The sequence below is a fragment of the Saccharopolyspora phatthalungensis genome (genome assembly GCF_014203395.1).
Classification (GTDB): domain Bacteria; phylum Actinomycetota; class Actinomycetes; order Mycobacteriales; family Pseudonocardiaceae; genus Saccharopolyspora; species Saccharopolyspora phatthalungensis.
The window spans coordinates 2,757,735-2,784,678 of the sequence record NZ_JACHIW010000001.1 but is presented as its reverse complement, the minus strand read 5'-3'; the positions used below and the strand labels follow the sequence as shown (position 1 = coordinate 2,784,678).

Genomic DNA, 26,944 nt, shown 5'->3' with positions numbered 1-26,944 from the left:
GAAAGCGGCTGTGCCGCTTGCCTGACGTCACCGTTCCGTTTCCAATCCGCGAGCCTCCTTCGCCAGTTCTTCGGTGCTGTCCTCTTCGGACTCCGCCAGGCGGCGTTCCAGGCGCTGGATACGCCGGTCCTCCACGTCGTCGCGGACCTCGTCGTGACCGAGCAACGTCCAGGACCGGTAGGCCAGCGCCAGCAGGAAGGTGGTCAGTGCGAAGGTGATCACGATCGCGGTGAGCGCCATTGCCTGCGGCAGCGGGTCGGCCATTTCTCCGGGCGAGGTGGTGCCGATCATCGCGGCCCGGCCGGGCGGGCCGCCGGCGGTCTGCAGCAGCAGGTTCGAGCCGTGCCCGAGGATCACGATGCCCAGCAGGATCCGCATCAACGAGCGCTGCATCAGCAGGTAGAAGCCGACCGAGTACAGCACGGCGAGCACTACCGCCATCGCCAGGTTGATCGTCATCGCTGCCCCCTGGCCGCCGCGTCGGCGTCGGCTTCGATGCCCGAGCCGAGGGTGCGCAGCAGGTCCAGCACCACGCCGACGATCAGCAGGTACACCCCGCTGTCCAGCAGCACGCTGGTGACGAGCTTGATCTCGCCGAGCGGGGGCACGGCGAACTTGTAGATCGCGGTCTCCAAGATCTGGCCGCCGAAGAGCAGCGGCAGGAACGCGGAGCCGGTCGCGATGGTCAGGCCGAGCCCGATGAGCACCGGCGGTCGCATGGACACGATGGCGCTGTCGTCCATGCGGCCACCGGCCAGGTAGCGCAGCAGGAACGCCTGCCCGGCGACCAGTCCGCCACTGAAGCCGCCGCCGGCCCGGTCGTGACCGGCGAACAGCAGGTAGATCGACAGCACCAGCACCGTCGGGAACACAATCCGGGAAGCCAGTTCCAGCAGCACAGTGCGCTGCATGCCGTCGCGGGGAAACCCCGACAGCAGCCAGCGTTCGGTCGGGGCGTCCCAGTTGGTCCAGGACGGCTTGGGCTTCGTCGGCGATGTCATTCGCGCACCTCCTCCTGCTGCTTGGCCAGGGCCGGGGTTTTGACCCGCGCCGGCGGCGCGACGCGGGTGCTGCGTTTCCGGCGTTCGTGTCGCGAGGCCAGGACCAGGCTGGCAACGCCCGTGGCCGCGACGGCGAGCACCGAGATCTCGCCGACGGTGTCGAAGGCGCGGAAATCGACGATGATCGCGTTGACCACATTGGTCGCGCCGGCGCCCTGCTCCGCGTTGGCGATGAAGTCGGCGCTGGCCTCCGGCGGCGCCTGCCGGGCCGCGCTGAAGATGACCGCGGCCAGCGAGATGAACACCCCGGCCGCTCCGGCGATGACCGCCTTGGGCACCCGCAGCGCCTTCGGGTTGTCGGACTGGGTGAAGCGCACCGGCAAGCGCCGCAGCACGAACACGAACGCCACCAGCGTCAGCGTCTCGACCAGGAACTGCGCCAGCGCCAGATCCGGCCCACCGTCCACGATGAAAAATCCGCCGATGCCATAGCCCACGACACCGACCAGCAGTACCGCGGTCAGCCGCCGCCGGGCGCGAAGCACCGCGATCGCCGCGACCACCACCACGACACCCAGCCCGATTTGCAGCAGGTTGTCGTAGCCGCGCAGGTTTTCCGGCACGCTGGCCCGGATCACCAGCGCCGAGCCGGGAATCGCCAGCACGGTCAGCAGGATGATGCCGAGGTAGGTGGGCAGCGAACCGACCTGCAGGCGACCGGTGACCCCGACCGCGACCCGCTCCAGCAGCGCCATGATCCGCTCGTAGCCGCGCTGCGCGTCCAGCGGCCGCGGCATCCCGTTGCGCAGCGCGGTGATGCGCGCTCGGCCGAGGTGCAGCGCCACACCACCGGCCACCGCGATCGCCGACAGCAGCAGCGGCATCGTCCACCCGTGCCAGAGCACCAGGTGATACGGGTCGAAGCCGAACGGGAAGGCGCTGGCGTAAGCACTCGCGAGCTCGTCGGCGATCGGGTAGCCGATGCCCAGGACGAGGCCCGCGACCGCGGGCAACGCAGTGGGCACCAGCGCCTCGAAACCGGCCGGTTTCGCGTCGGTCGGCGGAAGCTGGTGCTTGTCCGCGAAGGCGCCCCACAGCAACCGCAGGCTGTAGGCGACGGTCAGCATCGAGCCGACCACCAGCACCGCGTCCACCAGCAGGTCCGGCCCGGAACCGCCGAGGAAGGCGCTGAACGCCGCCTCCTTGCCGAGGAATCCGAGCATCGGCGGCAGCCCGGCCATCGACGCCGCGCCTAGGACCGCGATCGCCGCCAGCCACGGCATCCGGCGGCCGAGCCCGGACAGCTTCCGGATGTCCCGCGTGCCCGCCTGGTGGTCGACGATGCCGACGACCAGGAATAGCGTCGCCTTGAACAGGCCGTGCGCCAACAACATCGCGGCCCCGGCGATCGCGGCGGTGTAAGTGCCGGTGCCGAGCAGCACCATCAGGAAGCCGAGCTGACTGACGGTGCCGTAGGCGAGCAGCTTTTTCAGGTCGTACTCGTGCAGTGCCCGCCAGCCGCCCAGCAGCATGGTGGCCAGGCCGAACACCACGGCCGGCAACCACCACTGCGGCACCCCGGAAAACACCGGTCCCAGCCGGGCCACCAGGAACACACCGGCCTTGACCATCGACGCGGCGTGCAGGTAAGCGCTGATCGGGGTCGGTGCCACCATGGCCGCCGGCAGCCAGTTGTGGAACGGCAGCTGCGCGGACTTGGTGAACGCGCCCACCAGGATCAACACCGCGGCCACCGCGGCCGGGGTGCCGCCGGGCGGGTTCGCGATCAGCTCGGAGATCCGGTAGGTGCCCGCGGTCTCACCGAGCACCACGAAACCGAGCAGCATCACCAGCCCGCCGAGGCTGGTGATCATCAGCGCCTGTAGCGCCGAGCGCCGCGACTCGCGGCTGATCCCGGCCTGCCCGACGAGCAGGAACGAGCAGATCGTGGTCAGTTCCCAGAACACGTAGACGGTGATCAGGTCGTCGGCGAAGACCAGCCCGAGCATCGCGCCGGCAAAGGCCAGCAGCAGCGGTGCGGAGCGCCTCGCGTCACCGCCGCCCCGGCTGAAGTACGCGTCGGAGTAGACCAGCACCAATGCGCCAATCCCGGCCACCAGCACGGTCATCAGCAGCGCGAGCGAATCCAGCCGGAAGCTGAACTCCAAACCGATCAACGGCGCCCACGCGACCGTCTCGGTGATCACCTGCCCGGCCAGCACCGGTTTTGCCTGCGCGAGCACCCACACCAGCGCCGCGGTGGGCGGGACCGCGGCGGTAAGGAATGCGGCACGGGTGCTGCGTCGGGCAAGGAACGGGAGCGTCAGGGCCACCAGCAGGTGCACGATGACGAACGCGAGCAAGGGCACCTCCTCGACGCCGATTAGTCGTGGTCACCGGGACCCGCAGACACCCGACCATCGGGATTGTTCGCCACCGCCACCGCAGGCGCACCGCGACGAGCCACGTCGCGACAGCGCGACCGCTGCGCATATCGGCTTGAGGAAGGCTCGGGCCACCGATGTCCAGCGAGGTCCGATCGGTGCCCAACTTATCCGAAACGCACCAGTCCCGGCCAGTTCGACCTCGGCCGCGTATTGGCCGCTCGGAGGCCGTTTTGCGTTGCGGCGAAATGACCTTGGCGGCCTAGGCGGCACCCGGACCGCGACCGTCGGGGTGGGATTGTTCACTTTTCGTAACGCCGATTCCGGCACGGTGCGTGATCGATTGTCCGATATCGGTGATCATCCCAGCTGAGCGGGGTCCACGCCGGTTCCGCCGCACCGGACCAGTCGACCATGGAAAATATGACCGTGCCCACGGATAGCAACGACACCTTGGCCGGCGCCGGCCGACTGATCGCTGACCGGTACCGCCTGGATCGCAAGCTCGGCGGCGGTGCGATGGGCACCGTGTGGTCCGGCACGGACGAGCTGTTGCGGCGGCAGGTGGCGATCAAGGAGGTCAAGCTGCCGCCGGGGATTCCGGAGGAGGAGGCCGCCGAGCTGCGCGAGCGGGCGCTGCGGGAGGCCCGCGCCATCGCCGTCCTGTCGCACCCCAACGTCGTGACGCTCTACGACGTGGCCCGCGAATCCGGCGAACCGTTCGTGGTCATGGAGCTGGTGCCGTCGCAGAGCCTCGCCACGATCCTCAGCGAGCACGGGGCTCTCGACGACCACCAGCTGGCGGTGATCGCCGATGGCGTGGCCGCCGGATTGGAGGCCGCGCACCGGGCCGGCATCGTGCACCGCGACGTCAAGCCCGGCAATGTGCTGATCGGAGACGACGGCCGGATCAAGGTCAGCGACTTCGGGATCTCCCGCAACATCGCCGAGCACACCATCACCAAGACCGGAATCCTGCTCGGCACACCGGCGTTCATCGCCCCGGAGGTCGCCGCGGGCGAAGCCGTCAGCTCCGCCGCCGACCGGTGGGGGCTCGGCGCGACGATGTTCGCCGCGGCCGAGGGGCACCCGCCCTACGACGTGGGCGATGACCCGCTGGCCACCGTGACCGAGGTGGTGCGCGGTCCCGTGCCAGTGGCCTCCCGGCCCGGTCCGATCGGCGACATCATCCGGGCCTTGATGGTCAAGGATTCGACGCAGCGGATGTCGCTGACCGATGTGCGCCGGCGGATCCAGCACCTGTTGCCCGAGCCCGGGGCCCGCCCATTCGCGATGCTGCTGGACCCGGATGCGCCGACGGTGAAGGTGCGGCAACGGGAATTGCCGACGCCGGTCCGGCAGCCTTCGCTCGCACCAGGCTCCGCGCCGCTGGCCCGCGATCCCGGCCTGCCGCCGTTCGCGTTGAAAGAGCCGCCACCGCGCCGCCGGTCGCGGTGGGCGGAGGTCGCGCTCGGTGTCGTCGCGGTCGTGCTCTTCGCCGCCGCGCTGGCCGGTGGCTTCGCCAGCACCCGGCTGCTCGCCGGCAAGTCGGTGCTGCCGGACTCGACGACGTCGAACGTCGAGCCCGGTGCGCAGGTGGCGCGGCTGAACCTGGCCAAGCACCGCGACGACGCAATGCACACGTCCGCCCCGGACGGCGGGGAGTTCAGCATCATGGCCCCGGCCGATCCGGGTTGGCGGCTGTTCCACAGCGAGCGCACGGATGTCGCCAACAGCCTGGTGGTGTCGTTCGTGTCTCCGGACGGCAGCACGGAGATCGCCGTCCAGCGCTACGGCGGTTTCTTCGGTTCTGGCAAGGAGATCTCGGACTACGTCAACGCCCTGCCGAAGATCGCCGCGGGCGAAGTCACCGTGCAAGCCAGCTTTGCCGACGGCGACGGCCAGCAGCGGATGGAGTACACGACGACCGAGAAACCGCTGCTCGGCTCGCTCGGTGGGCAGCGGCGGCGCAGCACCGCTGCGGAACTGATCCGCCGCGGCAACGACCTCTGGATCGTGCGCGTGACGGTGCCGATCGACCAGGCGGCGTCCGGCGAGGGGATCCTCAACCAGATCAAGGGGACCCTGGAAACCCGGTCCTGAGCACTTGGTCACCGCGAGTTCTAGTGCTGCGGCAGCACGCATGACGGTTTCAGCGCGTGCGCGAGGCGCCGCGTGTTGTCGCCCTGGGTTGGCCAACCCTGCCGTCCGCCGATTACCGGCCGACGTTGCTTGACCCGGGACAAGCTCAGGGAGCGACTCGACGCGCTCCTACCCGGCTGAATCGCCCGCCGCGCCGGCCCGGCACGGACTAAGCTGCGCGGCCGTGACGCCTACGACGACTTCCGACCCCTCTGCCGCCGCGAACGTGGCCGCCGCCACGCTCGCCGAGATCACCGGCACCGACCGCCACGATCTGGCCGTGGTGCTCGGCTCCGGCTGGCAGCCCGCCGCCGAGGAGATCGGCCGGCCGAGCGCCGAGTTGAGCATGTCCGACCTACCGGGCTTCGTCGCGCCGGGCGCGATCGGGCACAGCGGCAGGCTCTGGTCGGTTCCGGTGGGCGACAAGCGGGTGCTGGTCATGCTTGGGCGAACGCATCTGTACGAGGGCAAGGGCGTCGAGGCGGTGGCGCACGGCGTGCGGACCGCGGTCGCCGCCGGGTGCCGGACCGTGGTACTCACCAACGCCGCCGGCGGATTGCGCGAGGGCATGCAGGTCGGGCAGCCGGTGCTGATCAGCGACCACGTCAACATGACCGCCCGGTCGCCGCTGGTCGGCGCCAATTTCGTGGACCTCACCGACCTGTACTCGCCGCGGCTGCGGGAGCTCGCGCGCGGCATCGACCCCTCGCTAGCGGAAGGCGTGTACGCCGGGCTGCCCGGGCCGCACTTCGAGACCCCGGCGGAGATCCGGATGCTGCGCGGGCTCGGCGTCGACCTGGTCGGGATGTCCACCGTGCTGGAGGCCATCGCGGCCCGCGCCGAGGGCGCCGAGGTGTTCGGGCTGTCGCTGGTGACCAACCTGGCCGCCGGGTTGAGCGGGCAACCGTTGAACCATCAGGAAGTTCTGGACGCTGGCCGCGCCGCGGCCAGCCGGATGGGCAAGCTGCTGCGCTCCCTGCTGGAGACCGCATGACGGTGGATGCGGAGCTGCGCTCGGCCACGCGACGGTGGATCGCCGGTGACATCGATCCCCGGACGCGCGCCGAGTTGCAGCAGCTGCTCGACGCCGACGACGCGGCGCTCGCCGACCGGATGTCCGGCATGCCGCGGTTCGGCACCGCGGGCCTGCGCGCGCCGGTGCGCGCGGGGGCGAATGGGATGAACCGCGCCGTGGTCGTGCGCACGACGGCGGGGGCGGCGGCCTGGCTGACCGAGCGCGGTCACCGCGGCGGTGTCGTCGTGGTCGGTCGTGATGCGCGGCACGGCTCGGAGGACTTCGCCACCGACGCCGCCGGGGTGCTGGCGGCGGCTGGTTTCGACGTGCGGCTGCTGCCCGAGCCGCTGCCGACGCCAGTGCTGGCGCACGCCACCCGCACGCTGCGTGCGGTCGCGGGGATTCAGATCACTGCCTCGCACAACCCGCCGCAGGACAACGGGTACAAGCTGTACCTGCTGGGCGGCGTTCACCTGGTGAGCCCGGCGGATATCGAGATCGAGGCGGCGATCGCCGCGGCACCGGCCGCGAATTCGGTGCCGCGCAAGGAAAGCTGGTCGGTGCACGATTCCGCGCTGGACGACTACTTGGCGCGAGTCGCAACGCTGCCGCGCGGCGATGCCCGCACGCTCCGGGTCGCGGCGACCGCGTTGCATGGCGTCGGCGCGCAGCCGCTCCTGCAGGCGCTGCATCGCGCCGGTTTCGACGACGTGCATCTTGTTGCGTCCCAAGCGAAACCGGATCCGGACTTCCCCACCGTCGGCTTCCCGAACCCGGAGGAACCGGGGGCGACCGATAAGCTGCTGGCGCTGGCTGGCGAGATCGACGCCGACCTGGCGATCGCGCTGGACCCGGACGCCGACAGATGTGCCCTCGGCGTCGAGGAGAACGGCACTTGGCGGATGCTGCGCGGCGACGAGACCGGCGTCCTGCTCGCCGAACACATCTTGTCCACATTGGATCGTTCCGCGAAGCCGGATCCGCTGGTGGCGACCACGATCGTGTCCGCGACCATGCTGCGCTCGATCGCCGCCGAGTTCGGCGTCCGCTATGCCGAGACACTGACCGGTTTCAAGTGGCTGGTGCGCGCCGGTGACGGTGCCGGAACCGGGCTGGTCTACGCCTACGAAGAAGCCATCGGACACTGCGTCGACCCGGACGAGGTGCGTGACAAGGACGGCATCTCCACCGCCGTGCTGAGCTGCGACCTGGCCGCTACCGCGAAGGCCGCCGGACGCGGTCTGCCGGAACTACTCGATGTGCTGTCTACCAAGCACGGCGTGCACCAGACCGGCCAGGTTTCGGTGCGCGTCACCGACCTGAGCGTGATTCCGCGGATCATGCGGCGGCTGCGCGAGCAGCCGCCGACCCGGCTCGCCGACATCACTGTGGACGTCGAGGACCTGCTGCCCGATACCGATGCGCTGGTGATCACCGGAGCCGGCGGGCTCCGGGTCGTCATCCGCCCGTCCGGCACCGAACCCAAGCTCAAGTGCTACCTACAGGTCGTCGAGCAGGTCGGCGAACTCCCGCCGGCGACGGCGAAGCAGCGCGCCGCGGACCGGCTCGACGCGCTGAAGCAGGCGGTTTCCGACCTCGTGCGGCGAGGCTGACGATGCCGAGGCTGCTGATCGTGCACCACACCCCTTCCCCCGGCATGCAGGCGATGTTCGAGAAGGTCGTCGCGGGTGCCACGACGGACGAGATCGAGGGCGTAGAGGTGGTGCGGCGACCGGCCTTGAGCGCCACGGCCACCGATGTCCTGGAAGCCGACGGTTACCTGCTCGGCACCCCGGCCAATCTCGGCTACATCAGCGGCGCGTTGAAGCACTTCTTCGACACGATCTACTACCCGTGCCTGGATTCGACGGGCGGCCGACCGTACGGCTGCTACGTGCACGGCAACGAGGGCGTAGAGGGCGCACTACGGGCGATCCGGTCGATCACGACCGGCTTGTCGTGGCGGCCCGTTGCCGAACCGGTCACCGTGCTCGGTCAGCCGGACAAGGACGCGCTGGAGGCATGCTGGGAACTCGGCGCCACGGTAGCGGCCGGGCTGATGCCCTGAGCGCGTATCAATTTCCGCTGGTCAAGACCAGTGTGCGACGCCGGGGGCCAAGACACCCGCGAAGTGCGGTCGGGGGGTCGTCACCTGGGCCAACCCCAGTTGATCTTGATTGAGGCAACCGGAGTAACCTGATCGTGTCGTCGGGGCGCGCCCCTTGACGACAGCGGGGCGCCCTGGACAAAGCCCGCCTTCCCTCATCAACGTGCGATGTTCAGGGTGCCCCGTGTCTTGCGCATAGTAATCGGCGGAATCGGTCCGACCAGCTGAACTTGGCCAAATTACGACAACTGCGCAGGGCCTCCAGCAGCATTTGACCGGCCGGAGGGGTTACCCTGCGACAGTGAGTGAGGAAGCGATCCGACTCGAACTCGACGACTCCGGCGTCTCCGTGGATCTCCCACAGCCCCCTGGTCCGAATGATCAGGTTCAGGGCGTTCCCTACCGACCTGTCGAGTTCCGTGACGACGACCTGTCGGCCGCCTTGGAGCGGTCCGCCCAATGGCTTCGCGAAGCCCAGGACTGGCTGGGTGAACCCATCGATGTCATCGCAGTCCACCTGGACTACGACGATCGCGAAGGCAGCCCGTACTACGAACTGAAGTTGCTCTGCAACGAGGAAGACTTGGCGGGCGCACCGATCGCGCTGCGCAGACTCCAAAGCGGTGCCGTCGGCTAGGGCCGCGACATCAGCGTTCCCGGGTGGGTCGGCCGACCGCCACGAGTCCGTGCTGACGACAACAGACCCGGCCGCAGATCCGAAATGAACTAAAACGCGATGGCCCGCCTGAATCCCGGCGGGCCATCGCCGTTCGTCGCTCAGGCCCAGAATCGGCGGCCCTTTCCCAGCCCGCACCGCACCGTCATGGATCGACCGAACAACAACGGGCGGTCGGCAACGAAGCCTTTCCAGCGAAACCCCTTGCCCGCCAAGGGTTTGCGGCGAGATTCAGGAGATCTTGCCGGAAACCACAATCGCGGGCTTGCGGAGAGCCGGCCCAAATCGGATCAGGCCTTGGGCTTCGCCCAGCGCTCCAGGCAGTCCGCCACTTCGGCAAGTTCCCGCTGGTCGCGGCCGACCTCGCGGACCAGCAACAGCGCCGCTTCGTCGTCGGCCTCCACCCACCAGCCGTTGACGTCGCACATCGCCACCGCGGCCACCCAGCCCAGCTGCCAGTTACCCTGGGTCAGCGGCCGGGTACGCACGATCGAATCCAGCAGCGCGGCCGACTTCAGCCACAGGGTCCCGTAGGCCGGCACCCCGAGGACCTCCGCGCGCGGGCGATACGCCGCAGCGTCCAGCAGTCCGCTGTCGCGCACCATCAGGTCACCGTCGGTCACCGCGGTGGCGAGCAGGAGCAGGTCGGACGCGTCGAGATATACCGTCACCGGTCAATAGTCGATCATGCGGGGCCGAGCTTGTCCAACAATCCCCGATATCGCGGAAGCACCCGCCGGATGACCTCGTCGAGCTGCTGGTCCTTCTGCTGACGCGCCCAGCGGTCGGCCAGCGCGCTGCGCACAACCTCCTGCTTGGACCGGCCCTCGGCCGCCGCCAGCTCGGTGAGCCGTTGGTTCTCTTCCTCGGTGAGGCGCAGGGTCATTGCCATGCGCTAGATGGTATCGCGCTGATACCACTCGATGAAGACGATACTTTCGGTCAATGGCGAGACCGCGAGCGCACGACGAAGCCCTCCGCACCCGCCTGCTCGACCGGGCCGGGGAGCTGCTGTCCGCGCACGGCCCGGAGGGGTTGAGCCTGCGCCGGCTCGCCGCGGACGTGGGAACCTCGACCACCGCGGTGTATTCGCTGTTCGGCGGCAAGCCGGGGCTGGTCCGCGAGCTGTATGTGGAGGGGTTCCGGCGGCTCTGCGACCGGATGGAGCGAGTGACGCGCACCGGTGATGCGGTCCACGACCTGACCGCGCTCGGCCACGCCTACCGGGACAGCGCACTGGCCAACCGGCACTTCTACTCGATCATGTTCGGGCACGCCGTACCCGACTTCACGCCCGACGAGCGGGCATGGGGGCAGGCGCTGCGCAGCATGCAGCCGCTGCGAGAGGCGATCGACAAGGCGATCGAGGACGGGGTCCTGATCGATGCCGATCCGGCGGAGGTCGTCTTCGCGGCCTGGGCGCTGGTGCATGGCCTGGTTTCGCTGGAACTGAGCGGTTCGGCGCCTACCGAGGACGAGCGCAGCGCCCGCTACGAACGGGCGCTGCGCAATGGTTTCGCGGGTTGGAGGCGCTGACCCCGGACTCCGAGGCAGCGCCGTCGTGGGCGGCTCGACCAGGATCGGTGCGTTCGGCCGAGCGCGTTGCGGAAGGCGCCAGCTCGCCGCGCGCGGTGCCGCGCAGCCATCGCGCCGCCGGGGCTAGCGTGTTGCTCGACCTCGCGGGGAATCTCGGGCCCATCGCCGAAGGTCCGAGAACCGGGAATTGCGCCGCCGAATTACACCGCGCCGTACTCGCGGTCTCCCGCATCGCCGAGGCCCGGCACGATGAATCCCGACTCGTTGAGCCGCTCGTCGACGCTCGCGGTGACCACCCGCACCGGCAGCCCGGATTCGTCCAGCCGCCGGATGCCTTCCGGGGCGGCCAGCGTGCAGATCGCGGTGACGTCGCTGGCGCCACGGTCGGTCAGCAAACTGATCGTGTGCACCATCGAACCACCGGTGGCCAGCATCGGGTCCAGCACTAGCACCGGGCGCCCGGCGAGATCCGCGGGCAGCGACTCCAGGTACGGCGTGGGCTGCAAGGTCTTTTCGTCCCTGGCCAGCCCGACGAAGCCCATCTGCGCCTCCGGGATGAGCCGGTGCGCCTGGTCGGCCATGCCGAGACCGGCCCGCAGCACCGGAACCAGCAGCGGCGGGGTCGCCAGCCGGTAGCCGTTGGTGCGTGCCACCGGCGTGTGGATCGGCTCCACCGCGACCTCGGCGTCTCGCGTCGCCTCGTAGATCAGCATCAATGTCAGCTCTTGCAGCGCGGCGCGGAACGCGGCGCTGTTGGTGCGCGCATCACGCATTGTGGACAGTCTTGCCTTCACGAGGGGGTGGTCCACGACCCGAACATCCATGACCGACAACAGTAACGGCCGACCCCGGACGGCGAGTTGCCGCTGCTCAACAACGTGTCCCTGGTCGCACGGCCGCCGGCTACCCGCCGTGGGCGGCGATGCCCTGCACAAGGAGGTCGAGCCCGAACTCGAAGCGCTCGTCGGCCTCGCCGGACATCATCGCCGGGAGCATCGAAACCAGGGTCGGGAACCGCTCCGCCGGAAGTTCCGAGAAATACCGCTGGACCATCGCCATCCGTTCGGCTCGCTCGGCATCGCTGAGCCCGAAGTCGGCGCTGCGCTCCATCGCGACAGCCGTGCCGAACAGGGCGAGGATGTCGACGGCGAACGCCACCACGCGGTCGGGCAGCGCAGCCGAGCGCAGGATGGCTGTCATCGCCTCGGTGACGACCAGCGCATTCGGCCCCGTCGGCGCCGGGGTGCGCAGCACCACCCGCGCGATGCCGGGATGTGCCGTGAACACCCTGACCTGCTGGCGCATCACATCCTTGATTTGCTCCTGCCACCTCTCCGGGGCGAGCTTCGGCACCGCGATCTCGCCGATCACGAGGTCGAGCATCAGCTCGTGTAGTTCGTCCTTGTTGCGCACATAGGCATACAGTGAGGCCGCACCGGTGCCGAGCCGCTGCGCGACCTTGCGCATGCTGACCGCGTCCAGACCCTCGCTGTCGAGCAGGTCGAGCGCGGTGCGCACGATCAGCTCCAGGTTCAGCGGCTGCTTCACCGGCCGGTTGCGCGCGGCTCGCTGTTGCCAGGGCGGGACGGGCACAGACATTGCTTTAGAACCTCCTCGATCAGGACTACGAACACCGTACTTGACGCGAACGCTGTTCGTAGATAGAACGGTGTTCGTCGAATAGAACACTGTTCGCGCCCTGGTGCCGTTCGCAACGCGAACAGTGTTCGTCGAGAGGGGTCACCACATGCTCGAACGCATTCCAGTCCTGATCGTCGGCGCGGGCCTGTCCGGGCTGTCGACCGCCGTTTTCCTCGGCCTGCACGGCACGCCGTCACTGGTGGTGGAGCGGCACGCGAGCACCTCCACCCATCCGAAGGCGCGCGGCCAGCAGCAGCACACGATGGAAGCGCTCCGCCTAGCCGGTCTCGAAGCCGCCTTCACCGAGGCGTCCCCCAAGGACCAAGGCTTCCTGCTGCGCATCGCGCACAGCGCGAACGGCCCGGTGTTCCGCGAGATCCTGCACGACACCTTCGTGTGGAGCGGCGACCGGTGGCCGAGTTGATCGCCGAGAACCAGTACCGCAACGCCGTCATGCGCAACATGCCGCACCTGGCGAAGGAAGGTGAGGCGCCGATCGAGGACCCCGCCATGTTGCTGTTCGGCTACCGGCACAACGGCGCGGTGGTCCGGGAACCCGGCGATGAGGGCGAACTCCTGGAGGATCCAACCCGGCCGACGGGCCGACCGGGCTCCCGCGCCCCGCATGTGCGGCTGTCCACGCCCAGCGGCGACCTGTCCACAATAGACATATTTGGCCGGGGCTTCGTGTTGCTGACGGGGATCCGAGGCGTGGGCCAAGGCCGCCGGGGAAGTCGCCGCCGCGATGGAGATCGACCTGAGGCCGTACCGGATCGGCGGCGAGGTGACCGGCGACTGGACCGGGCCGTACGGAGTCAACGCCGACGGAGCGGTCCTAGTCCGCCCCGACCGCTTCATCGCCTGGCGCAGCAAGGGCCCCGGCACGGCGGCCGAGCTTGAGAAAGCGCTCCGCACGGTCCTCGCTCGCTGAGAACCGAGGCCCCCGACGTGCCGGGGTGTGCGATTTCAATTGAAATCGCACACCCCGCTGCATCGCTCGACGGTCTCCGCGCCGTCACGGGTGCAGGATGACCTTGGTGTAGCCCTCGATTCGCTGGTCGAACTTGCGGTAGGCGTCCGGCGCCTCGTTCAGGGACAGCTCGTGCGAGACCACGAAGCTCGGCTTGGCCCGGCCCGCGATGATCATGTCGCGCAGCTGCCGGTTGTAGCGCTTGACGTTGCACTGCCCGGTGCCCATCGTCTGGCCCTTCTCGAACATCTTCCCGATGGCCACGAGCAGCATGCCCTGCTTGGCGTGCTCGTCTACACCACCCGGGTCCGAGGGCACGTAGAGGCCGGGCACGCCGATCCGACCGGTCGGGCGCACCGTCTGGATCACCGAGTTCAGCACGATGGCCGGCTCCTCCTTCGAGGCGTCAGCGACCTGCGCCTGGTAGCCGACCGCGTCGACGCCCTTGTCGGTGCCCTCGCCGTCGGTCTGGTCCTTGATCATCTCGACAGGGTCGCCGCTGGAGAAGTCGATCGCGGTCGCACCCATCTCCTCCGCCTTCGCCAACCGCTCTGGCACGCGGTCGACGGAGAACACGCGCGCCGCACCGCGCAGCAGCGCCGAATACGCGGCCATCAGACCGACCGGGCCGGCCCCGTAGACCACGACACTCTCACCCGGCGAGACCTGCGCTAGCTCGCAGCCGTGATAGCCGGTCGGGAAGATGTCGGCCAGCAGGATGAAGTCCGCCTCGTGGCTGCCGTCGGCCGGTAACTTCAGGCAGTTGAAGTCGGCGAAGGGCACCCGAAGGTATTCGGCCTGCCCGCCGGTGTAGGGCCCCATCGCAACGTAGCCGTAGGCGCCGCCGGCGAAGCCGGGGTTGACGGTCAGACAGAAGCCGGTGTTGCCGGCCATGCAGTTCTTGCAGAAGCCGCACGCCACGTTGAACGGCATCACGACCCGGTCGCCGCGGTTCAGGCTGACGACGCCGGAACCGACCTCGTCGATGATGCCCATGTTCTCGTGCCCGAACACGATGCCCGGCTGGGCGGCCGTCCGCCCCTCATACATGTGCAGGTCGGATCCGCAGATGGCGGTCGAGGTGATGCGCACGATCACGTCGTTGGGGTGCTGGATCGTCGGCCGCTCCACTTCGTTGATCGCGACCGAGAAGGGTTCCTGGTACACGACTGCCTTCATCGCTGACCACCTCCGAGTGGAAGACGCGCGAAATCCTGTGCATGCGCTTCTGGGAATACCCCGCCCGGAGCAACCCGAGACACGGAAGTGCGTCACCCGAAAGAGGGCCCTACGGGGAGTTGCCGGAACCCCACCCCTAGCAGCCGATCTTGGGCTAACTTCGATCAAGTAGGCAGGCGCGAATGGGGGTTGTCGGCGAGATGGCACAGCTGGTCAAGATGCCGCTGGATGACGGCGGCGAATTGCTCATCGAAGCGGCCGACGGCCAGGGCTCCATACCGGTCGGCGGCGGCGGGAAGGTCGTGCAGGCCTCCGAGACCGTGCAGAAGGCGATGGGCAACATCCGGTCCGCGGCAGAAGCGGTGCTCGGTGAACTGCGCGCGATGGAACAGCCGCCGGCGAAGGTCAACGTGCAGTTCGGCATCAAGGTCACCGGCGAAGCGAACCTCGCGGTCGCCAAGTCGGCGGGCGAGGCGAACTTCAACGTCACCATCGAGTGGAACGGCGTCAAGCCGAGCAAATGACCGGCCTCGCCGCCGATCCGCTCGACCCCGCCCTGATCCGGCTCCGCGAGGGCAGGCACGTGCTCGGCGCGGGATTTCTGACCACTCTCCGGTGCTCTTTGTGGCAGGTGAGCCGCCCGGTCGCGGGTTCGTCGCCAGTCGTGAGTGGTTGCGCTCGTCATGGCGACCACAATTCACGACCGCCAAGGGAAATCCGGCCCGAGCCGGATGTCGATGGGGCACTTCGGGTATTCGTCGAAGTCCCACCGCAGGCGGTGGCAGCCGATGTACTCCGGCTCGTCCTCCGGCCAGCGGATCCCTCCTGCCGCTCCCGGGCTGTGGTTTCCGGCGGAACTGAGCAGCCTATGAGGGCGAAGTCAATTGGTGATGTTTCCGGTTTTGGGCGTGCGGCAGTGTCCCCGCGGGTGTGCGGGGTTGATCATGGTGGGTGGTGATGTGGTGGGTGGCGTGACTGGCCGGGGTGGCGGGTGCCTGCGCCCACTCTCCGTGCTCGACCTAGCGAACAACCGGGTTTGTCCCAACAGCCCTCATCCGAGCTTGGGTGGAGGGTGGGCGGGGCGCCCCTGCTCAGTTCCGGGTTCTGCCCAAGGAGGAGTCGGGTTCGCCCCGCCCATGGCCAGTGTCGCGCTATGCGGCCTGCGGCGCCACCTCCTTCGTAGTGCCGGCGGCAACCGCCGGATCCCAGGCCACCCGGCGGGTGACGACCACGAACAGCTGTCGCAGCAGTGCCGCTGCGAGGGCCGTGCGGGCTTGTCCCGGGCGCAGCGGGTTGGTTTCACGGGTGGTCAGGTGCGTATAGCGGGCGGTGTAGACCGGGTTGTGGGTCAGTGCGCCCCAGATGGCCCGCCAAGCGGCGGTGCGCAGTCCGGGGCGGCCGCGGCGGGAGACCGTGGTGATGCCGTGAAAGTTCCCGGATTCGTTGGCACGTGGGCACAACCCCGCATGCTTGACCCAGGTTCGGGCACAGTCGAAGCGCGCTGGGTCGCCGGTCTCGGCGAGGATGGCGGCGGCCCCGACGACCGACAACCCCGTGATGGTGGTGACCAACGTGGACAGTTCCAGGGTGTCGAGGACCTCGATCATGCGGGCCTCAACGTCGGCGAGCTGCCCCAGGGCATGGTGCCAGTCGTCGAGTGCGTAGGCCGCTCGTTCGCAGGCCGCGGCTTGCTCGGTAGCAACCCCGCCAGGTGTGCGAGCGGCGTCGAAGATCGCGCGCAGAATGCGCAGATTGCGGCGGCTGCCACCCCAGCGGGGAAGTTCGTCACGCACTGCCGCGGCAAAGGCATCAAAGCCCATCGCCATGATCCGGGCCGGGTCGGTGGACACCGCCATGGCCACCCGCCAGGTCAGCGTGTCCAAAGGCTTGCTCGCGGTGGACAGCACCGCAGGCCAGGCACACTCCAGCAGATCACGCAAACGCTGCCGGGCCGACCCCGCGGCAACAAGCTGATCGGCACGGCGAGCCCCCAGATGCCGCAGGCGACACCAGTGCCCCTCCAGCACATAGGGCACGTAACAGCGCAGTTCCGCGACGCGTTTGGCGATGATCGTGGCGTCTTTGAAGTCCGACCGGTCGCGGGTGAAGTCCTCTTCCTCCCGGCCACGGTGCACCAGCATCGGGTTCACGCACACCAGCTCAACTCCGCGAGCGCGGGCCCGGTCCAGCAGCGGCTTCCAGCGATGCCCGGTCGGCTCGCACCCCAGCACCACACCGGCGAACCCCGCCTTGGCGGCGACCGGCCCGGCCCAGTCCAGGATGTCATCGATCACCCACGCATCCCCGCTGAACATGCGTCGGCCCAGCACCCGCGAATCGTGATCGGCGACCACCGCCGCCTGTTTGGCCGAGGCCAGATCGACTGCGACCACCGCGAACTCGCGGCGCACGATCGATCGCAACCGGGTCAGCCGCTCGTTCCGCCGACGATCACCGCGCGTAAGCGCCCTGACATGAGGCACAGCATCCTCCTCGATAGCAACTGATCCAGAACCCGAACACTCACAAGAAGGAGACCTGCGCAATGAACTCCGGATCAACCACTACCCGTACTTACTAGGTCCGGGCAGCGCGCTCGGCTTCGAGAGCGGCGCTGAGCTGCCACACCAGCACCGCGCCCGGCCCCGCACCGGCGTGCTGACCGGTGCCGCCGCGAATGGGTATCGCGAAAAGCCCTGCCATGACGGCGAAACCAGCGATGACAGCGAGAAAGAAGGCCGGGTCTTGGAACAGGTGCAGAAGGATCACGACGCGCCGCCCTCGCGGGCGTCCGCATCGCGGCGGGATCTCGCTTCGTCCCAACAGGATTCGCAGGCGGGGGCGAGCCATTCGACATCGGTGGGCACGCTGACGGTCAAGTACTCAGCCCTCTTCAGCGAAGTACATCGACGCACCTCATCACCGGATCCTGACCACGCGCGAATACGGTCTCGCTCACGCCGAAGCAACGAGAAGCGCGTTGAGCAGGGAAGGGTGGGCCGACTTCCTCGCAGCGCTCCGGGGGGCGTGCGTACGCAAGCCGGTTAGCGCCGGTCGACGCACTCACGACCGCAGCGTGGTCAGCTTGCGCCGCGGCAGGAAAGTTGCACCAGAAGCGGCGGCGTCGCATCTGGGAGCCTGTCAGGGGTTCCGTTGCTGCTGCGCGGATCCCGTTCGGGGACGGGACACCTCCGAAGACCCCTGCGGCCGAGGCCGGTCGCGCCCGAAGTCGCCCCGAACTCCCCCGGTACCGCACCGGCTTCGTGATGCCGTCCCCAGAAACCGGAACCGACACCAGGGTCCCGACGACGAGCCCAATTTTTCCTAAAATTGGGCCTTACCCCGACGAACCGGATTCCGACACTCCTCTGGCAGGAACCCGTCACATTGACGCAGCTCATCACCGGACCCTTGCCCACGCGCGGGGATAACTCAGGTCGACTGGCAGGCAGCGCTGTGGGTGGATGACGACATCGGATCGCACCGGGTGCTGGAGGTCAACCGGCCCGACCGGTCGGCCCGGCGCAGGAAAGGCAAGTCCGATCCCCTGGATGCCGCCGCTGCCGGCCGCGCGGTGCTGGCCGGAGAGGCCACCGCGATCCCCAAAGCCCAGACCGGGGGTGTGGAAGCCGTGCGGGTGCTGCACACCGTGCGGGCCGGTGCGGTCAAGGCCCGCACCGCCGCCATCAACACCCTGCGTGGCCTGCTGGTCACCGCCGAGGACCAGCTCCGCGAAGGTCTACGCGGGCTCCCGGCCGCCCGCCTGGCCGCCGCCTGCGCCGATCTGGCCATCGATGACACCGCCGACCTGGCCGACCCGGCCCAGGCCACCCGGACGGCCCTGCGTGAACTGGGCCACCGCATCCAGAACCTCACCAGCGAAATCACCCGCCTCGGCGGGAAACTCAAGACCCTGACCACCCGGCTGGCCCCGGCCACCACCGCCCTGTTCGGTGTCGACCCCGACACCGCCGCCCAACTCCTGATCACCTGCGGCGACAACCCCGACCGGCTCGGCAGCGAAGCCGCCCTGGCCGCCCTGACCGGAACCAGCCCGCTACCGGCCTCCTCCGGGCGCACCGACCGCCACCGGCTCAACCGAGGCGGTGACCGCCAAGCCAACAAAGCACTGCACCAGATCGTCCTCGTGCGCATGCGCCATGACCAACGCACCCGCGACTACGTGCACAAACGCACCCAACAAGGACTATCCAAAAAGGACATCATGCGGTGCCTCAAACGCTACCTCGCCCGCAAGATCTACCGCACCATCACCACAGACCTCGCCCACACCACCACTTGACAAACAATAGGAGCATCGAAATCGCCCCGCAACCAGGACAACGCCGACCACGCCAGTCCTACCTGAGCCAGACCCCCACACCGCGTCGCTTGTTTTTAGCTTGGCGATCGGAGTGTTCAGCCCGCGTGGACTGGGCGGGTTGTCGGGACTGTGGATATCCCCGTGAGCGTTGGGGGCGGTTGCGTCGGGTAGACGGCTTCGCAGTGGGTGTTCGGGGCCGGGGTTTCCAGCGTGATCAGGTAGCGGTCTACCCTTTCCCGCACGCAGGCGCTGCGGTAGTACTGGCCGTGGCCGATGCCGTCGTGGTACAGCAGCACCGAATTGTCGATCTGGTTCGCTACCGCGAGATTCCATGCGCTCGGCGTCGCCACGTCGTACCGGCCCTTGACGATTAGGATCGTCGGCACACCGTTGATCGACAGTTCGTGCTGCGGATTGCTGACCTGTGCCGGCCACCCCAGGCAGGACGTCACGTCGCTCCAGAACGGCGAGAGCTCGGTGTGCGGCGCGACCCGCTCCGCCTTTGCCCGGTAGCTGCGCAGTTCCGCGAAGTCACGGACCTTCCAGCTCCAGTCATCACACCAGATCGCCTGGTAGGAGTTCTGGGCGGGCTTCGCCGCAGCCGGCAGGGCGGTGACCGCCGGGCCGCCCTTCGACAGCGCCTTCAGTCGGTTCGCCAGCCCGAACCATCCCTCCGGCCCGTACATTGCGCTCATCAGCTCGCTGCGCAGCGAACCCGCGCGGAGCGCGGCGCCGGTCGACGGGTCCCTCAGGGTTCCGGCCTCGGCTTTTGCGTGCAGGTCATCCCACACCGCCCGCACGTCCTCGCCATTCAGCGAGCAGGCCGCCGTCCGCTGGCACCAGTCGGCGAAGGTGTTGAACGAGCCCTCCAGGTCCTCGCTGGCCGTTTCGATATACCGGGCACCGGACTTGATGCTGTGGTCCATGTTCGAGTCGATCGTCATCGCCCGAATCCGGTTCGGGAACAGCTCCGCGTACTGCTGCCCCACCTGCGTGCCGTAGGAGGCACCGTAGAAGCTAAGCCGCTCCTCGCCGAGCGCGGCGCGAATCGCGTCCAGATCGCGGACTGCGCTGGTGGTGTCGACGAAGTCGAACACCGGCCCGGTGTTCTTCCGGCAGTCCTCCCCCAGCTTCGCGTTGTAAGCGAGCAGTTCGCGGTATTCCCGCTCGTTCGCGGGGAAGTCGCGAGGGGCCTGCGCGAGCAAGTCTCCGCTGCACCGGACCTCGTTGCTGCGCTTCACACCGCGCTGGTCCCAGCTGACGATGTCGAACCGCTTGCGCAACTCGCCACCCTCCAGCAGGTCCGCGCCAAGAATGTAGCTGTCGATGCCGGACCCGCCAGGACCACCGGGCGCGACGAACAGCACCCCGATGCGGTTCTGCGGCTCGGTGGCGCGTAGTCGGCCGATGGCGATCTGAGTCTTGGCGCCATCGGGGTTGTTCCAGTCGATCGGCACCTCGACGCTGGTGCACTCGCCCTGCCGGTCGCCACACGGTTCCCAGGCCAGACCGTCAGGTTGGGCCAGCGCGGATTGCCCGCCGACAAGGGAAGAGAGCACGAGCGCGGCCGACACCGCGACGAGTAACGGACGTTTGCGCACAAAATCTCCTCGGGTGACCCATTGGGCAAGAACGAGCCTAGACGCCGATGATCACTCGAATCGGCGCGTTTGGAGCAAAACCCGGATTTCTGCGCGGCTTCGCGGCGGCTATTCCGCCACGTAGAGGTCGGGATTGTCGGAAAGTGCGGCCACCATTGCGGCGCGCGAACCAACGCCGAGCTTCGTGAAGATCCGCCGCATGTGGGCGGAAACCGTGTAGAGGCTGATGTCCAAGACCGCCGCGATGGAGCGATTGGTGTAGCCGAGTCCCACCATGCGCGCGATCTCCCGTTCTCGCGGGCTGAGCACCTGGTCGACCTTCGGCGCGATCGGCAGCAGCAGGCACCGGATGCCGAGCTCGGTCATGTCCAGCAGCGGTTTCCGGGCCGCCCGGTGCGGTCCGCTGAGCTCGCCGACCCGACGCACCAACGCGCGTACCAGGTGTTGCACCAGCTCGTCCCTGCCCGGCTCGTCGGCCCCCAGCTTCTCGGGGCCGCGCCAGGGCGGCTCCGGCTCGGGCAGTCCTCGGCGGACGCGCGGAATCGACGCGGCAGTCGAATCATTCGGCATTTACCGGCCTCCCCAGTCCCGGCACGGGGGCAGACGACGGATCGCGCCCCCTCGCAACGGTCCGCTCCCCCTTCGCGGGCCGGTCACGGCCTTCGCCGCGGCGCATACCAGCAAAGCCAACATCCGCCGTTCGCACATCGTCGATTCGTGTGACATCCAGGACAACTAACGCGGATAGCGGGCACTCGAACGTGTGACTACCGGCCGAATGCCCGGTTGACTTCGACTGTTCTTACGCGCTCGCCGACGGCCGGCTTCCGAAATCGCCGCCGGACGTGGTGCAGGACAGGAGGATCCGCCATGAGTCGCTACCGAGCCGTCGAGGGCGAGCTGGAGGACGAGCTGGCCCGCGAGCTGGAAGCGGAGTTCGACTTCGAAGACGAGGACGAGCTGGAGGACTTCGCCGGAGAAGTCGAGGACGAGTTGGAATTCGAAGACGAAGACGACCTTGAGGACGAGCTGGAGGGCCTGGTCCGCGAGCTGGCGGACGACCCGGAGTTCGAAGATGAGGAAGAAGACGAGGACGAGCTGGAGTTCGAGCAGCTGGTCCGGGAGCTGGAAGCGGAGTTCGAGGACGAGGGCGAGGACGAGTCCTTCGCCGATCCGCCCCGGCGGATCTACTCGGACGCCGAGACGATGGCCAGGCTCGCCTTCGAGGCCGAGCGCGCCGAAACCGAGGCCGAGGTCGAAGGATTCCTGGCGGCACTGGCCCCGGCCGCGCTGAGCCTGGCGCCGAAGTTGCTGCCGCTGGCCAGGAAGTTCGCTCCCAAGCTGATCCGCGGTGTCACGTCGGTCGGCAAGATGCTGTGGCGCAACCCCATGACGCGCAGGATGGTGCGTCAGGTTCCCAAGATCGCGGGTCGGACCGTGCGGGACATCGGCCGCCGGTACGCGAGCGGCCGGAAGGTCACCGGCGCGGACATCGCACGCTCGCTGGCCGGGCACACCGCGGACGCCATCGGCCGCGGCCACCCGGGACGCCGACCGGGTGCCCGCCGGGGACGTCGGCCCGCCGGCAGGTCGGTCCGCCGGACGCCGCGCACCACCCAGGCCCGTCGGGTGCGGGCGGCCCGCTCCGGTGCGACGCGGGCTCGCGGCTCAGGGAAGGCCCGGCGTCGGGGGAAGGGCCGTGGCCGTCGCTGCTGAGCTGCGGCCGGCCGCAGCAAACGCCCGGCCGACGGATCGCGGGGCCGAACGGCTGTTGGCGACTTGGGTGCGCACCCAGGCCATCAACGTCGAACGGCATTTGGCCGCGCTGCGGCCATTCGGCTGGGCCGAGTTCGGTGATCCGGCCACCGGTCCCAGCCGGGCGCACCTCGTGGCGGTCAACGAGACCATGTCCACCCTGCGGGAGCCGCTCCACAAAGCCACCCGCGCGGTTCGCCGGGCCGCCGAGGCCGCTGCGGCGCAGCCGGATTCGCACCGCTTGCAGGCCGTGCTGGAAGCGAAGTCCCGGGCGCACCGCTGGGTGCGGGACACCGAGCGGCTGTGGGATTTCTACCTGGAGCTGTTCAACCAGCGGCAGAGCGCGTTTGCCCCGTGGCTGGTGGCGGCGGACCGGATCGCCCTGGACTGCTACCAGTACGCGTACCTGGGGATCGGGCGCTGGCGGTCGATCCCGACGCCGCCGCCGTTCTGCTACCTGGAGCCCAGCCACGGTCCGGCGACGTCTCGCCGAGGTATCCCCCTTCGCCGGCTCAGCAACCGGCTGAACCCGTTCCCGCTGATCCAGCTGCCCTACCACCGGCTGGTCAACCCGTGGACGCTGGGCGCGGTGCTGCACGAGGTCAGCCACAACCTACAGAACGATCTCGGGCTGGCCAAGGCGGTTCCGATGCAGGTCGCGGCCCGGTTGACCGAGCTCGGGCTGCCGCCCGCGGTGGTGTCGGTCTGGGTGCGCTGGAACCGCGAGACATTCGCGGACCTCTCCGGATTGCTCTTCGGTGGACCGATGGTGGTGGGCTCGCTGTTCGACGTGATCGCACGCGACCGGCGGAGGTCGATGAAGTTCCACCGGTCCGCGGTGCATCCGGTGCCGTACCTGCGGGCGAAGCTGTCCATCGAACTGCTCGCCCGGATGGGTTTCGCGAGCAGCGCCGAGCAGCACGCGCAGGCCTGGCGCGCGTTGTACCCGCGAGCCGAGCTGATCGGCGCGCCACCGGCCCTACTGGCCAGCGCGGATCAGGCCATCCCCGCGGTCGTGGACGCGATGTGCTTCACCTCGTTCCCGTCGCTGGGCAACCGCAGCCTGTCGCAGGTGTTGCGGTTCGAACCCAAGGAACAGCGGATGGTCGAGGAAGCCGCCGAGCGGTTAGCCGACGGAGTGTCGCCCGGCGTTGTGCCGGAGCGGTTCCTGATCGGCGCCGTCCGGTACGCGCTCGAACAGCGGATGGCACCGCCGAAGCGGCTGGCACGTTTCTTCGTGGAGGAGCTGGGGAGGGGAGCACGGTGACCTTGCTCAGCGAGTTCCCCGTTCTGGCGGGGGAACTCCGGCAGTTGGCGGCCGAATGGCGGGCACTGGAGATCAGCGTGATCGAGGACCGGCCAGCAGGCGAGAGCCCGGCGGTGTCCGACCGGCTGGCCGAGGTCGTCACCGACGGCACGGCCGACCTGCAACCGGCGCTGCTCGCGGTTCACGGCCGACCCCACTGCGAAGCCCTGCACACCGCGGCGCTGGCGCTGCTGCGCATGCAGCGGCGGCTCGACGACGAGTTCCGTTGCTACCACGCGGCCACCGCGCTCACGCACGCCGTGCGCGGGCGTGGCCCGGAGTGGATCGGTTGGGCGCGCAGTATCCGGTCCGGTGTGGACGGATGCGTGAGTTCGTTGCGCAGCACGGAGAACATCATGCTGCGTTGTTGGCGCGAGGCAGCCGGCCTCGTGGAGCGGGTCGGCAACGAGGGGAACTGCGAGGGCGAGCGATGACCAACAACGACGACCGCGGTGCCGCGCTGCCGCTGGCGCAAGACATCGACAGCGCGTACCCGCTGGTCACCCGGGCCGAGCCGCCGTGTTGCGAACGGCCAGGCGATGTCGCGGCCAAGGCGATCAGCGACGTGCTGGGCTGGAAATGGCGCACCGGAGACACCAAGGGCTTCGTTGCGGCGCTGACCGGGAGCTTCGAGCTCAAGCGCGTCGAGGGGCACACCGAAGCGTCCTGGACTCCGCGCGGCTATGCGATCCAGGCCGACCTGGGTGCGGTTACCGGCGCTCAGGCGTCGCTGGCCGCGCGGGCGCGCAGCGCCATCAAGGATGCGACGGCTTTGCTCGACTCGCTGAGACCGCTGCGGCCGGGAGCGGATCCGGAGAACGGTGAGGGATTCCGCAGCCTAGTGCGGCACGAGCTGGAGGAAATCCGCAAGGAGCTGGAGAGCCCCCTGGTGCGGGTACCGCGTATCGACCAGCTTTTCCTGCTGCTGCTGGGAAATCCGTCTTCCGCGGTCGACCCGAACCTGGTGCGCGGGCACCTCGGGCAGTTGCGCGACGAGTTCGGGCTGATCGGCAGCCAGGTCAACACCATCGAAGAAGAGCGCATCCAGACCTCGTTCATCACGCTCGTCGACTGGGTGCTGTCGCTGTACCGAGGCTGGCTGGACGCCCGCAGCCGGATCGACCCGTTCGCGCAACCGGACACCGGGCAGGCACCGTTCTTCGGCCCCACCGTCGTGGCGCTGTCGCAGCTGCTTTCGGCCGCTGCGGTGCAAACCGAAGAACTCGTCTCGGCGCTGAGTTCGGTGAGCATCCACCGGGGCGACCGCGAGGTGCTGCAAATCCCCGATCCGGCAGGCGGCTCGATGTCGCTCGGCGGATTGCTGCGCTGGGTACGCGACTTCGTTGCCTTCGAGGGGCGCAAGCTGATCGAGTCCGCGGGCAAGGACGGGGTGCACAGTGCATTCCTGCAGATCGCCGAGCGGCTGGAGCGGATCGTCGGCAACCTGCCGAGACGTACCGACGACCCGCGGGATGTGCCGGGCAACTACCGGGCGACGCTACCGCCGGGGTTCTTCAGCTCCCGGGTTCAGCGCGCGATCGACGAGTTGCATGACCACCTGCAAGAGATCGTGCGCATCGCCCGGCCGGTCCGGCACGACGCGAATCCGCCGGGGCGCCCGGCAGCCCCACCCGAGCCGACGCCCCCCGGACCGATGCACGACTACGGCCCGTCGCCACAGGATTCGACGCCGCCCGGGATGGGGCCGACCGAGCCGACACCCGATCCGGGGCCGCCCGGCTCAACGGCGGTCCCGCAGGTCGCGGCGCCGGAAGCCGCTGCGATGCCCGACCCGGTCGCACCGTCCGACTCCTCGGCCAAGCGGCGCAGTCCGCGCAAACGGCCCGAGCCCAAGCCCGCCCCGCGGCCGGAATAGCGGACCGCCCGCGCCCCGCACGGAGGAATGATGGCCACCGAAAAGCAGTACCGGGAACTCTTCGACCGGGTCGCCGCGCTGCGCAGGCAGGTCGCCGGCAACCTGACGAACGAGCTGGGCAGCGATCCCCATGTCGGCGAGGCGATCCTCAAGCAGATCGACGACATGCTCTTCGCGGTCGAAGCCGAGGAACAGTCCCAGCCCCGCCCGGCAGACGGCGGACTCGCGCAGTTGGTGGGCCTCGGCGGCGAATCGGCCGGGGACCTCGGCGCGACCCGCATGCCGCACGGCATCGAGACCTACGACGAGACGGTCGCCTCGGAGCGGATCATCGCCGTCGGCGATCTCTACTACCTGTACCAGCACGAGCGGATCGGGGTGTTCCGCGTCGTGCAGAAGATGCAGGAGCTGTTCCAGCGCGGCGCTATCCGGCTTTCGGATGGGCCGGGCGCGTTCGGGCTGTACCGGTTCGATCGTCGCGACGTGCTGCGCTACACCAAGCGGGACCGGATCAGCGCCTACCGGCGGGTGCTCGGCTACGGCCGTGGGCTGGGCTCCGGGAACTCGCGGCCGAACACCGACTTCCATCGGTTGTTCATCCAGTTCAACAACCAGGTCGCGCTGTTCTGGCGGGACAAGCGCATCTCCGATGTCATCCGCGAACGGGCGCACGACATGGCCTTCGGCAGCATGGCCGTGGTGCGGCGCAGCGGCCTGGATCTGCGCAACAACCTGAAGTTCACCTCCTACGGCCACCTGAACGTGCTGCGCGTGGAGGTCATGCAACTGCTGGAGGAGTGCTTCCACATCCTCGACGCCGAGGACGTCCGGGACCTGTTCGGCGCGGCCAACGCCTGGGACGTGGTGGACGAGGTGCTGATCCGCTACTTCGACGAGCGGCTGGTCACCTCGCCCCGGCAGCGGATGGCGGTGACCGGCCGGAACGTTCTGCGCTGGCTCGCGGCGCCGCACATCCTGGAGACGACGCGCTCGGAATTCGAGGCACTGCTCCTGGAGATCGCCGAACCCGCGGAGGAGTGGATCACCTCGGCCCAGTCCCTCCGCCTGGCCGACCGCACGGGCTCCAAGCAACTGCTCCCGTGGGACCGCCAAAAACCGGTAGGGGTCGCGGCACCGTCGCGGGCCGACCGCCCGATGTCCCGCATCCGCGTCAACGGCCACCGGAGGTAGGACGGAGCAAGTCACCCGGCACGGAGAAGCGCCCTGATCGCCGGGGCGCTTTTCCGCGAACCGGAGTGGGGCGAGGCTCGCCTTTTCGCAGCCGTCATCGACGATGACGGTGCGGCGGGTTGTGATCGATGTCCCCGAGCAAGCGTCCTGGACGGAACACTAGGCCGAACGGGTGTAGTCAGATCATTCGCAGCTCGTTCGGGAACCAAACGGTGGTCACATACGTCCACCGAAATGCCG

General features: G+C 68.8%; 27 protein-coding genes. 15 read left to right on the top strand and 12 right to left on the bottom strand.

Annotated elements, in window-relative coordinates; all coding sequences use genetic code 11:
• Nucleotides 1–27 precede the first annotated feature (27 nt).
• The 3 genes from BJ970_RS12855 to mbhE are packed head-to-tail and all read right to left on the bottom strand — an operon-like array spanning nt 28 to nt 3,370.
• Nucleotides 28–459: a Na(+)/H(+) antiporter subunit C gene (locus BJ970_RS12855; RefSeq protein ID WP_184726478.1), complete on the bottom strand. Its 432-nt coding sequence runs from the start codon at nt 457–459 to the stop codon at nt 28–30.
• Nucleotides 456–1,001 carry an MnhB domain-containing protein gene (locus tag BJ970_RS12850; protein ID WP_184726477.1) on the bottom strand — a complete coding sequence of 182 codons (546 nt, stop codon included), beginning with the start codon at nt 999–1,001 and terminating at the stop codon, nt 456–458. Before BJ970_RS12850 ends, BJ970_RS12855 begins: the two co-directional genes overlap by 4 nt.
• Nucleotides 998–3,370, bottom strand: coding sequence for a hydrogen gas-evolving membrane-bound hydrogenase subunit E (gene mbhE, locus BJ970_RS12845; RefSeq protein WP_312864228.1), 2,373 nt, complete (start codon nt 3,368–3,370; stop codon nt 998–1,000). Before mbhE ends, BJ970_RS12850 begins: the two co-directional genes overlap by 4 nt.
• Before the next feature lie 438 nt (nt 3,371–3,808).
• On the opposite strand from mbhE, the gene BJ970_RS12840 reads away from it, so the two are divergent.
• From BJ970_RS12840 to BJ970_RS12820, 5 genes are all read left to right on the top strand, one after another.
• Nucleotides 3,809–5,488 carry a serine/threonine-protein kinase gene (locus BJ970_RS12840; protein WP_184726475.1) on the top strand — a complete coding sequence of 560 codons (1,680 nt, stop codon included), beginning with the start codon at nt 3,809–3,811 and terminating at the stop codon, nt 5,486–5,488.
• Between the two features lie 223 nt (nt 5,489–5,711).
• Nucleotides 5,712–6,521 carry a purine-nucleoside phosphorylase gene (locus BJ970_RS12835; RefSeq protein WP_184726474.1) on the top strand — a complete coding sequence of 270 codons (810 nt, stop codon included), beginning with the start codon at nt 5,712–5,714 and terminating at the stop codon, nt 6,519–6,521.
• Nucleotides 6,518–8,155, top strand: a complete 1,638-nt coding sequence (locus BJ970_RS12830) for a phospho-sugar mutase (protein WP_184726473.1) — start codon at nt 6,518–6,520, stop codon at nt 8,153–8,155. The genes BJ970_RS12835 and BJ970_RS12830 overlap by 4 nt, the downstream gene beginning before the upstream one ends.
• A 2-nt stretch (nt 8,156–8,157) precedes the next feature.
• Nucleotides 8,158–8,610 (top strand): flavodoxin family protein, encoded by a 453-nt coding sequence (locus tag BJ970_RS12825; protein ID WP_184726472.1) that lies wholly within the window; start codon nt 8,158–8,160, stop codon nt 8,608–8,610.
• A gap of 340 nt (nt 8,611–8,950) precedes the next feature.
• Nucleotides 8,951–9,286 (top strand): hypothetical protein, encoded by a 336-nt coding sequence (locus tag BJ970_RS12820; protein WP_184726471.1) that lies wholly within the window; start codon nt 8,951–8,953, stop codon nt 9,284–9,286.
• A 329-nt stretch (nt 9,287–9,615) separates the two neighbouring features.
• Here BJ970_RS12820 and BJ970_RS12815 read toward each other — a convergent pair whose 3' ends face one another.
• Together BJ970_RS12815 and BJ970_RS12810 are read right to left on the bottom strand one after the other, a co-directional pair.
• Nucleotides 9,616–9,996: a type II toxin-antitoxin system death-on-curing family toxin gene (locus BJ970_RS12815; protein ID WP_184726470.1), complete on the bottom strand. Its 381-nt coding sequence runs from the start codon at nt 9,994–9,996 to the stop codon at nt 9,616–9,618.
• Between the two features lie 14 nt (nt 9,997–10,010).
• Entirely contained in the window at nt 10,011–10,217 is a 207-nt protein-coding gene (locus BJ970_RS12810) for a ribbon-helix-helix protein, CopG family (protein WP_184726469.1), read from the bottom strand.
• A 53-nt stretch (nt 10,218–10,270) separates the two neighbouring features.
• Here BJ970_RS12810 and BJ970_RS12805 point away from each other — a divergent pair, with 53 nt between their 5' ends.
• Nucleotides 10,271–10,861: a TetR/AcrR family transcriptional regulator gene (locus tag BJ970_RS12805; RefSeq protein ID WP_184726468.1), complete on the top strand. Its 591-nt coding sequence runs from the start codon at nt 10,271–10,273 to the stop codon at nt 10,859–10,861.
• A 200-nt stretch (nt 10,862–11,061) separates the two neighbouring features.
• Here the strand turns inward: BJ970_RS12805 and upp are convergent, their stop codons facing one another.
• Complete coding sequence (upp, locus tag BJ970_RS12800; RefSeq protein WP_184726467.1) at nt 11,062–11,685, bottom strand: uracil phosphoribosyltransferase; 624 nt, start codon at nt 11,683–11,685, stop codon at nt 11,062–11,064.
• A gap of 79 nt (nt 11,686–11,764) precedes the next feature.
• Nucleotides 11,765–12,460 carry a TetR/AcrR family transcriptional regulator gene (locus tag BJ970_RS12795; protein WP_184726466.1) on the bottom strand — a complete coding sequence of 232 codons (696 nt, stop codon included), beginning with the start codon at nt 12,458–12,460 and terminating at the stop codon, nt 11,765–11,767.
• 148 nt (nt 12,461–12,608) lie between these two features.
• Between BJ970_RS12795 and BJ970_RS37785 the strand changes: the two genes are divergently transcribed.
• Together BJ970_RS37785 and BJ970_RS37780 are read left to right on the top strand one after the other, a co-directional pair.
• A complete protein-coding gene (locus BJ970_RS37785) occupies nt 12,609–12,926 on the top strand; it encodes an FAD-dependent monooxygenase (RefSeq protein WP_246470831.1) in 318 nt (105 codons plus the stop codon).
• 321 nt (nt 12,927–13,247) lie between these two features.
• Nucleotides 13,248–13,433, top strand: coding sequence for an aromatic-ring hydroxylase C-terminal domain-containing protein (locus BJ970_RS37780; protein ID WP_246470830.1), 186 nt, complete (start codon nt 13,248–13,250; stop codon nt 13,431–13,433).
• Nucleotides 13,434–13,517: 84 nt separating this feature from the next.
• Here the strand turns inward: BJ970_RS37780 and BJ970_RS12785 are convergent, their stop codons facing one another.
• Nucleotides 13,518–14,651 (bottom strand): glutathione-independent formaldehyde dehydrogenase, encoded by a 1,134-nt coding sequence (locus BJ970_RS12785; RefSeq protein WP_184726465.1) that lies wholly within the window; start codon nt 14,649–14,651, stop codon nt 13,518–13,520.
• Nucleotides 14,652–14,833: 182 nt separating this feature from the next.
• Between BJ970_RS12785 and BJ970_RS12780 the strand changes: the two genes are divergently transcribed.
• A complete protein-coding gene (locus BJ970_RS12780) occupies nt 14,834–15,175 on the top strand; it encodes a CU044_2847 family protein (RefSeq protein ID WP_246470829.1) in 342 nt (113 codons plus the stop codon).
• A gap of 627 nt (nt 15,176–15,802) precedes the next feature.
• On the opposite strand, the gene BJ970_RS12775 is transcribed toward BJ970_RS12780, so the two are convergent.
• Nucleotides 15,803–17,134 carry a transposase gene (locus BJ970_RS12775; protein ID WP_184726025.1) on the bottom strand — a complete coding sequence of 444 codons (1,332 nt, stop codon included), beginning with the start codon at nt 17,132–17,134 and terminating at the stop codon, nt 15,803–15,805.
• 94 nt (nt 17,135–17,228) lie between these two features.
• Nucleotides 17,229–17,420: a hypothetical protein gene (locus tag BJ970_RS12770; RefSeq protein WP_184726464.1), complete on the bottom strand. Its 192-nt coding sequence runs from the start codon at nt 17,418–17,420 to the stop codon at nt 17,229–17,231.
• A gap of 691 nt (nt 17,421–18,111) precedes the next feature.
• On the opposite strand from BJ970_RS12770, the gene BJ970_RS39440 reads away from it, so the two are divergent.
• A complete protein-coding gene (locus BJ970_RS39440) occupies nt 18,112–18,954 on the top strand; it encodes a transposase (protein ID WP_184726463.1) in 843 nt (280 codons plus the stop codon).
• A 116-nt stretch (nt 18,955–19,070) separates the two neighbouring features.
• On the opposite strand, the gene BJ970_RS12760 is transcribed toward BJ970_RS39440, so the two are convergent.
• Together BJ970_RS12760 and BJ970_RS12755 are read right to left on the bottom strand one after the other, a co-directional pair.
• Nucleotides 19,071–20,576 carry an alpha/beta hydrolase gene (locus BJ970_RS12760; RefSeq protein ID WP_184726462.1) on the bottom strand — a complete coding sequence of 502 codons (1,506 nt, stop codon included), beginning with the start codon at nt 20,574–20,576 and terminating at the stop codon, nt 19,071–19,073.
• Between the two features lie 108 nt (nt 20,577–20,684).
• On the bottom strand, nt 20,685–21,146 hold the full coding sequence (locus BJ970_RS12755; RefSeq protein ID WP_184726461.1) for a helix-turn-helix transcriptional regulator: 462 nt from the start codon (nt 21,144–21,146) through the stop codon (nt 20,685–20,687).
• A 300-nt stretch (nt 21,147–21,446) separates the two neighbouring features.
• Here BJ970_RS12755 and BJ970_RS12750 point away from each other — a divergent pair, with 300 nt between their 5' ends.
• The 5 genes from BJ970_RS12750 to BJ970_RS12730 are packed head-to-tail and all read left to right on the top strand — an operon-like array spanning nt 21,447 to nt 26,704.
• Complete coding sequence (locus BJ970_RS12750) at nt 21,447–22,292, top strand: hypothetical protein (protein ID WP_184726460.1); 846 nt, start codon at nt 21,447–21,449, stop codon at nt 22,290–22,292.
• Entirely contained in the window at nt 22,276–23,598 is a 1,323-nt protein-coding gene (locus tag BJ970_RS12745) for a hypothetical protein (RefSeq protein WP_184726459.1), read from the top strand. Before BJ970_RS12750 ends, BJ970_RS12745 begins: the two co-directional genes overlap by 17 nt.
• Nucleotides 23,595–24,071: a hypothetical protein gene (locus BJ970_RS12740; RefSeq protein WP_184726458.1), complete on the top strand. Its 477-nt coding sequence runs from the start codon at nt 23,595–23,597 to the stop codon at nt 24,069–24,071. The genes BJ970_RS12745 and BJ970_RS12740 overlap by 4 nt, the downstream gene beginning before the upstream one ends.
• Nucleotides 24,068–25,513 carry a hypothetical protein gene (locus tag BJ970_RS12735; protein ID WP_184726457.1) on the top strand — a complete coding sequence of 482 codons (1,446 nt, stop codon included), beginning with the start codon at nt 24,068–24,070 and terminating at the stop codon, nt 25,511–25,513. Before BJ970_RS12740 ends, BJ970_RS12735 begins: the two co-directional genes overlap by 4 nt.
• 30 nt (nt 25,514–25,543) lie before the next feature.
• The gene (locus BJ970_RS12730; protein WP_184726456.1) at nt 25,544–26,704 is read left to right on the top strand and encodes a hypothetical protein; all 1,161 of its coding nucleotides are present in this window, start codon (nt 25,544–25,546) and stop codon (nt 26,702–26,704) included.
• Nucleotides 26,705–26,944: the final 240 nt, after the last annotated feature.

Excerpts from the sequence above, each read along its gene's own strand:
- BJ970_RS12855 (WP_184726478.1), bottom strand. The coding sequence starts at position 459 with ATGACGATCAACCTGGCGATGGCGGTAGTGCTCGCCGTGCTGTACTCG.
- BJ970_RS12850 (WP_184726477.1), bottom strand. The coding sequence starts at position 1,001 with ATGACATCGCCGACGAAGCCCAAGCCGTCCTGGACCAACTGGGACGCC.
- BJ970_RS12840 (WP_184726475.1), top strand. The coding sequence starts at position 3,809 with ATGACCGTGCCCACGGATAGCAACGACACCTTGGCCGGCGCCGGCCGA.
- BJ970_RS12830 (WP_184726473.1), top strand. The coding sequence starts at position 6,518 with ATGACGGTGGATGCGGAGCTGCGCTCGGCCACGCGACGGTGGATCGCC.
- BJ970_RS12825 (WP_184726472.1), top strand. The coding sequence starts at position 8,158 with ATGCCGAGGCTGCTGATCGTGCACCACACCCCTTCCCCCGGCATGCAG.
- BJ970_RS12810 (WP_184726469.1), bottom strand. The coding sequence starts at position 10,217 with ATGGCAATGACCCTGCGCCTCACCGAGGAAGAGAACCAACGGCTCACC.
- BJ970_RS12805 (WP_184726468.1), top strand. The coding sequence starts at position 10,271 with ATGGCGAGACCGCGAGCGCACGACGAAGCCCTCCGCACCCGCCTGCTC.
- upp (WP_184726467.1), bottom strand. The coding sequence starts at position 11,685 with ATGGATGTTCGGGTCGTGGACCACCCCCTCGTGAAGGCAAGACTGTCC.
- BJ970_RS12795 (WP_184726466.1), bottom strand. The coding sequence starts at position 12,460 with ATGTCTGTGCCCGTCCCGCCCTGGCAACAGCGAGCCGCGCGCAACCGG.
- BJ970_RS37785 (WP_246470831.1), top strand. The coding sequence starts at position 12,609 with ATGCTCGAACGCATTCCAGTCCTGATCGTCGGCGCGGGCCTGTCCGGG.
- BJ970_RS37780 (WP_246470830.1), top strand. The coding sequence starts at position 13,248 with ATGGAGATCGACCTGAGGCCGTACCGGATCGGCGGCGAGGTGACCGGC.
- BJ970_RS12785 (WP_184726465.1), bottom strand. The coding sequence starts at position 14,651 with ATGAAGGCAGTCGTGTACCAGGAACCCTTCTCGGTCGCGATCAACGAA.
- BJ970_RS12780 (WP_246470829.1), top strand. The coding sequence starts at position 14,834 with ATGGGGGTTGTCGGCGAGATGGCACAGCTGGTCAAGATGCCGCTGGAT.
- BJ970_RS12755 (WP_184726461.1), bottom strand. The coding sequence starts at position 21,146 with ATGCCGAATGATTCGACTGCCGCGTCGATTCCGCGCGTCCGCCGAGGA.
- BJ970_RS12750 (WP_184726460.1), top strand. The coding sequence starts at position 21,447 with ATGAGTCGCTACCGAGCCGTCGAGGGCGAGCTGGAGGACGAGCTGGCC.
- BJ970_RS12735 (WP_184726457.1), top strand. The coding sequence starts at position 24,068 with ATGACCAACAACGACGACCGCGGTGCCGCGCTGCCGCTGGCGCAAGAC.
- BJ970_RS12730 (WP_184726456.1), top strand. The coding sequence starts at position 25,544 with ATGGCCACCGAAAAGCAGTACCGGGAACTCTTCGACCGGGTCGCCGCG.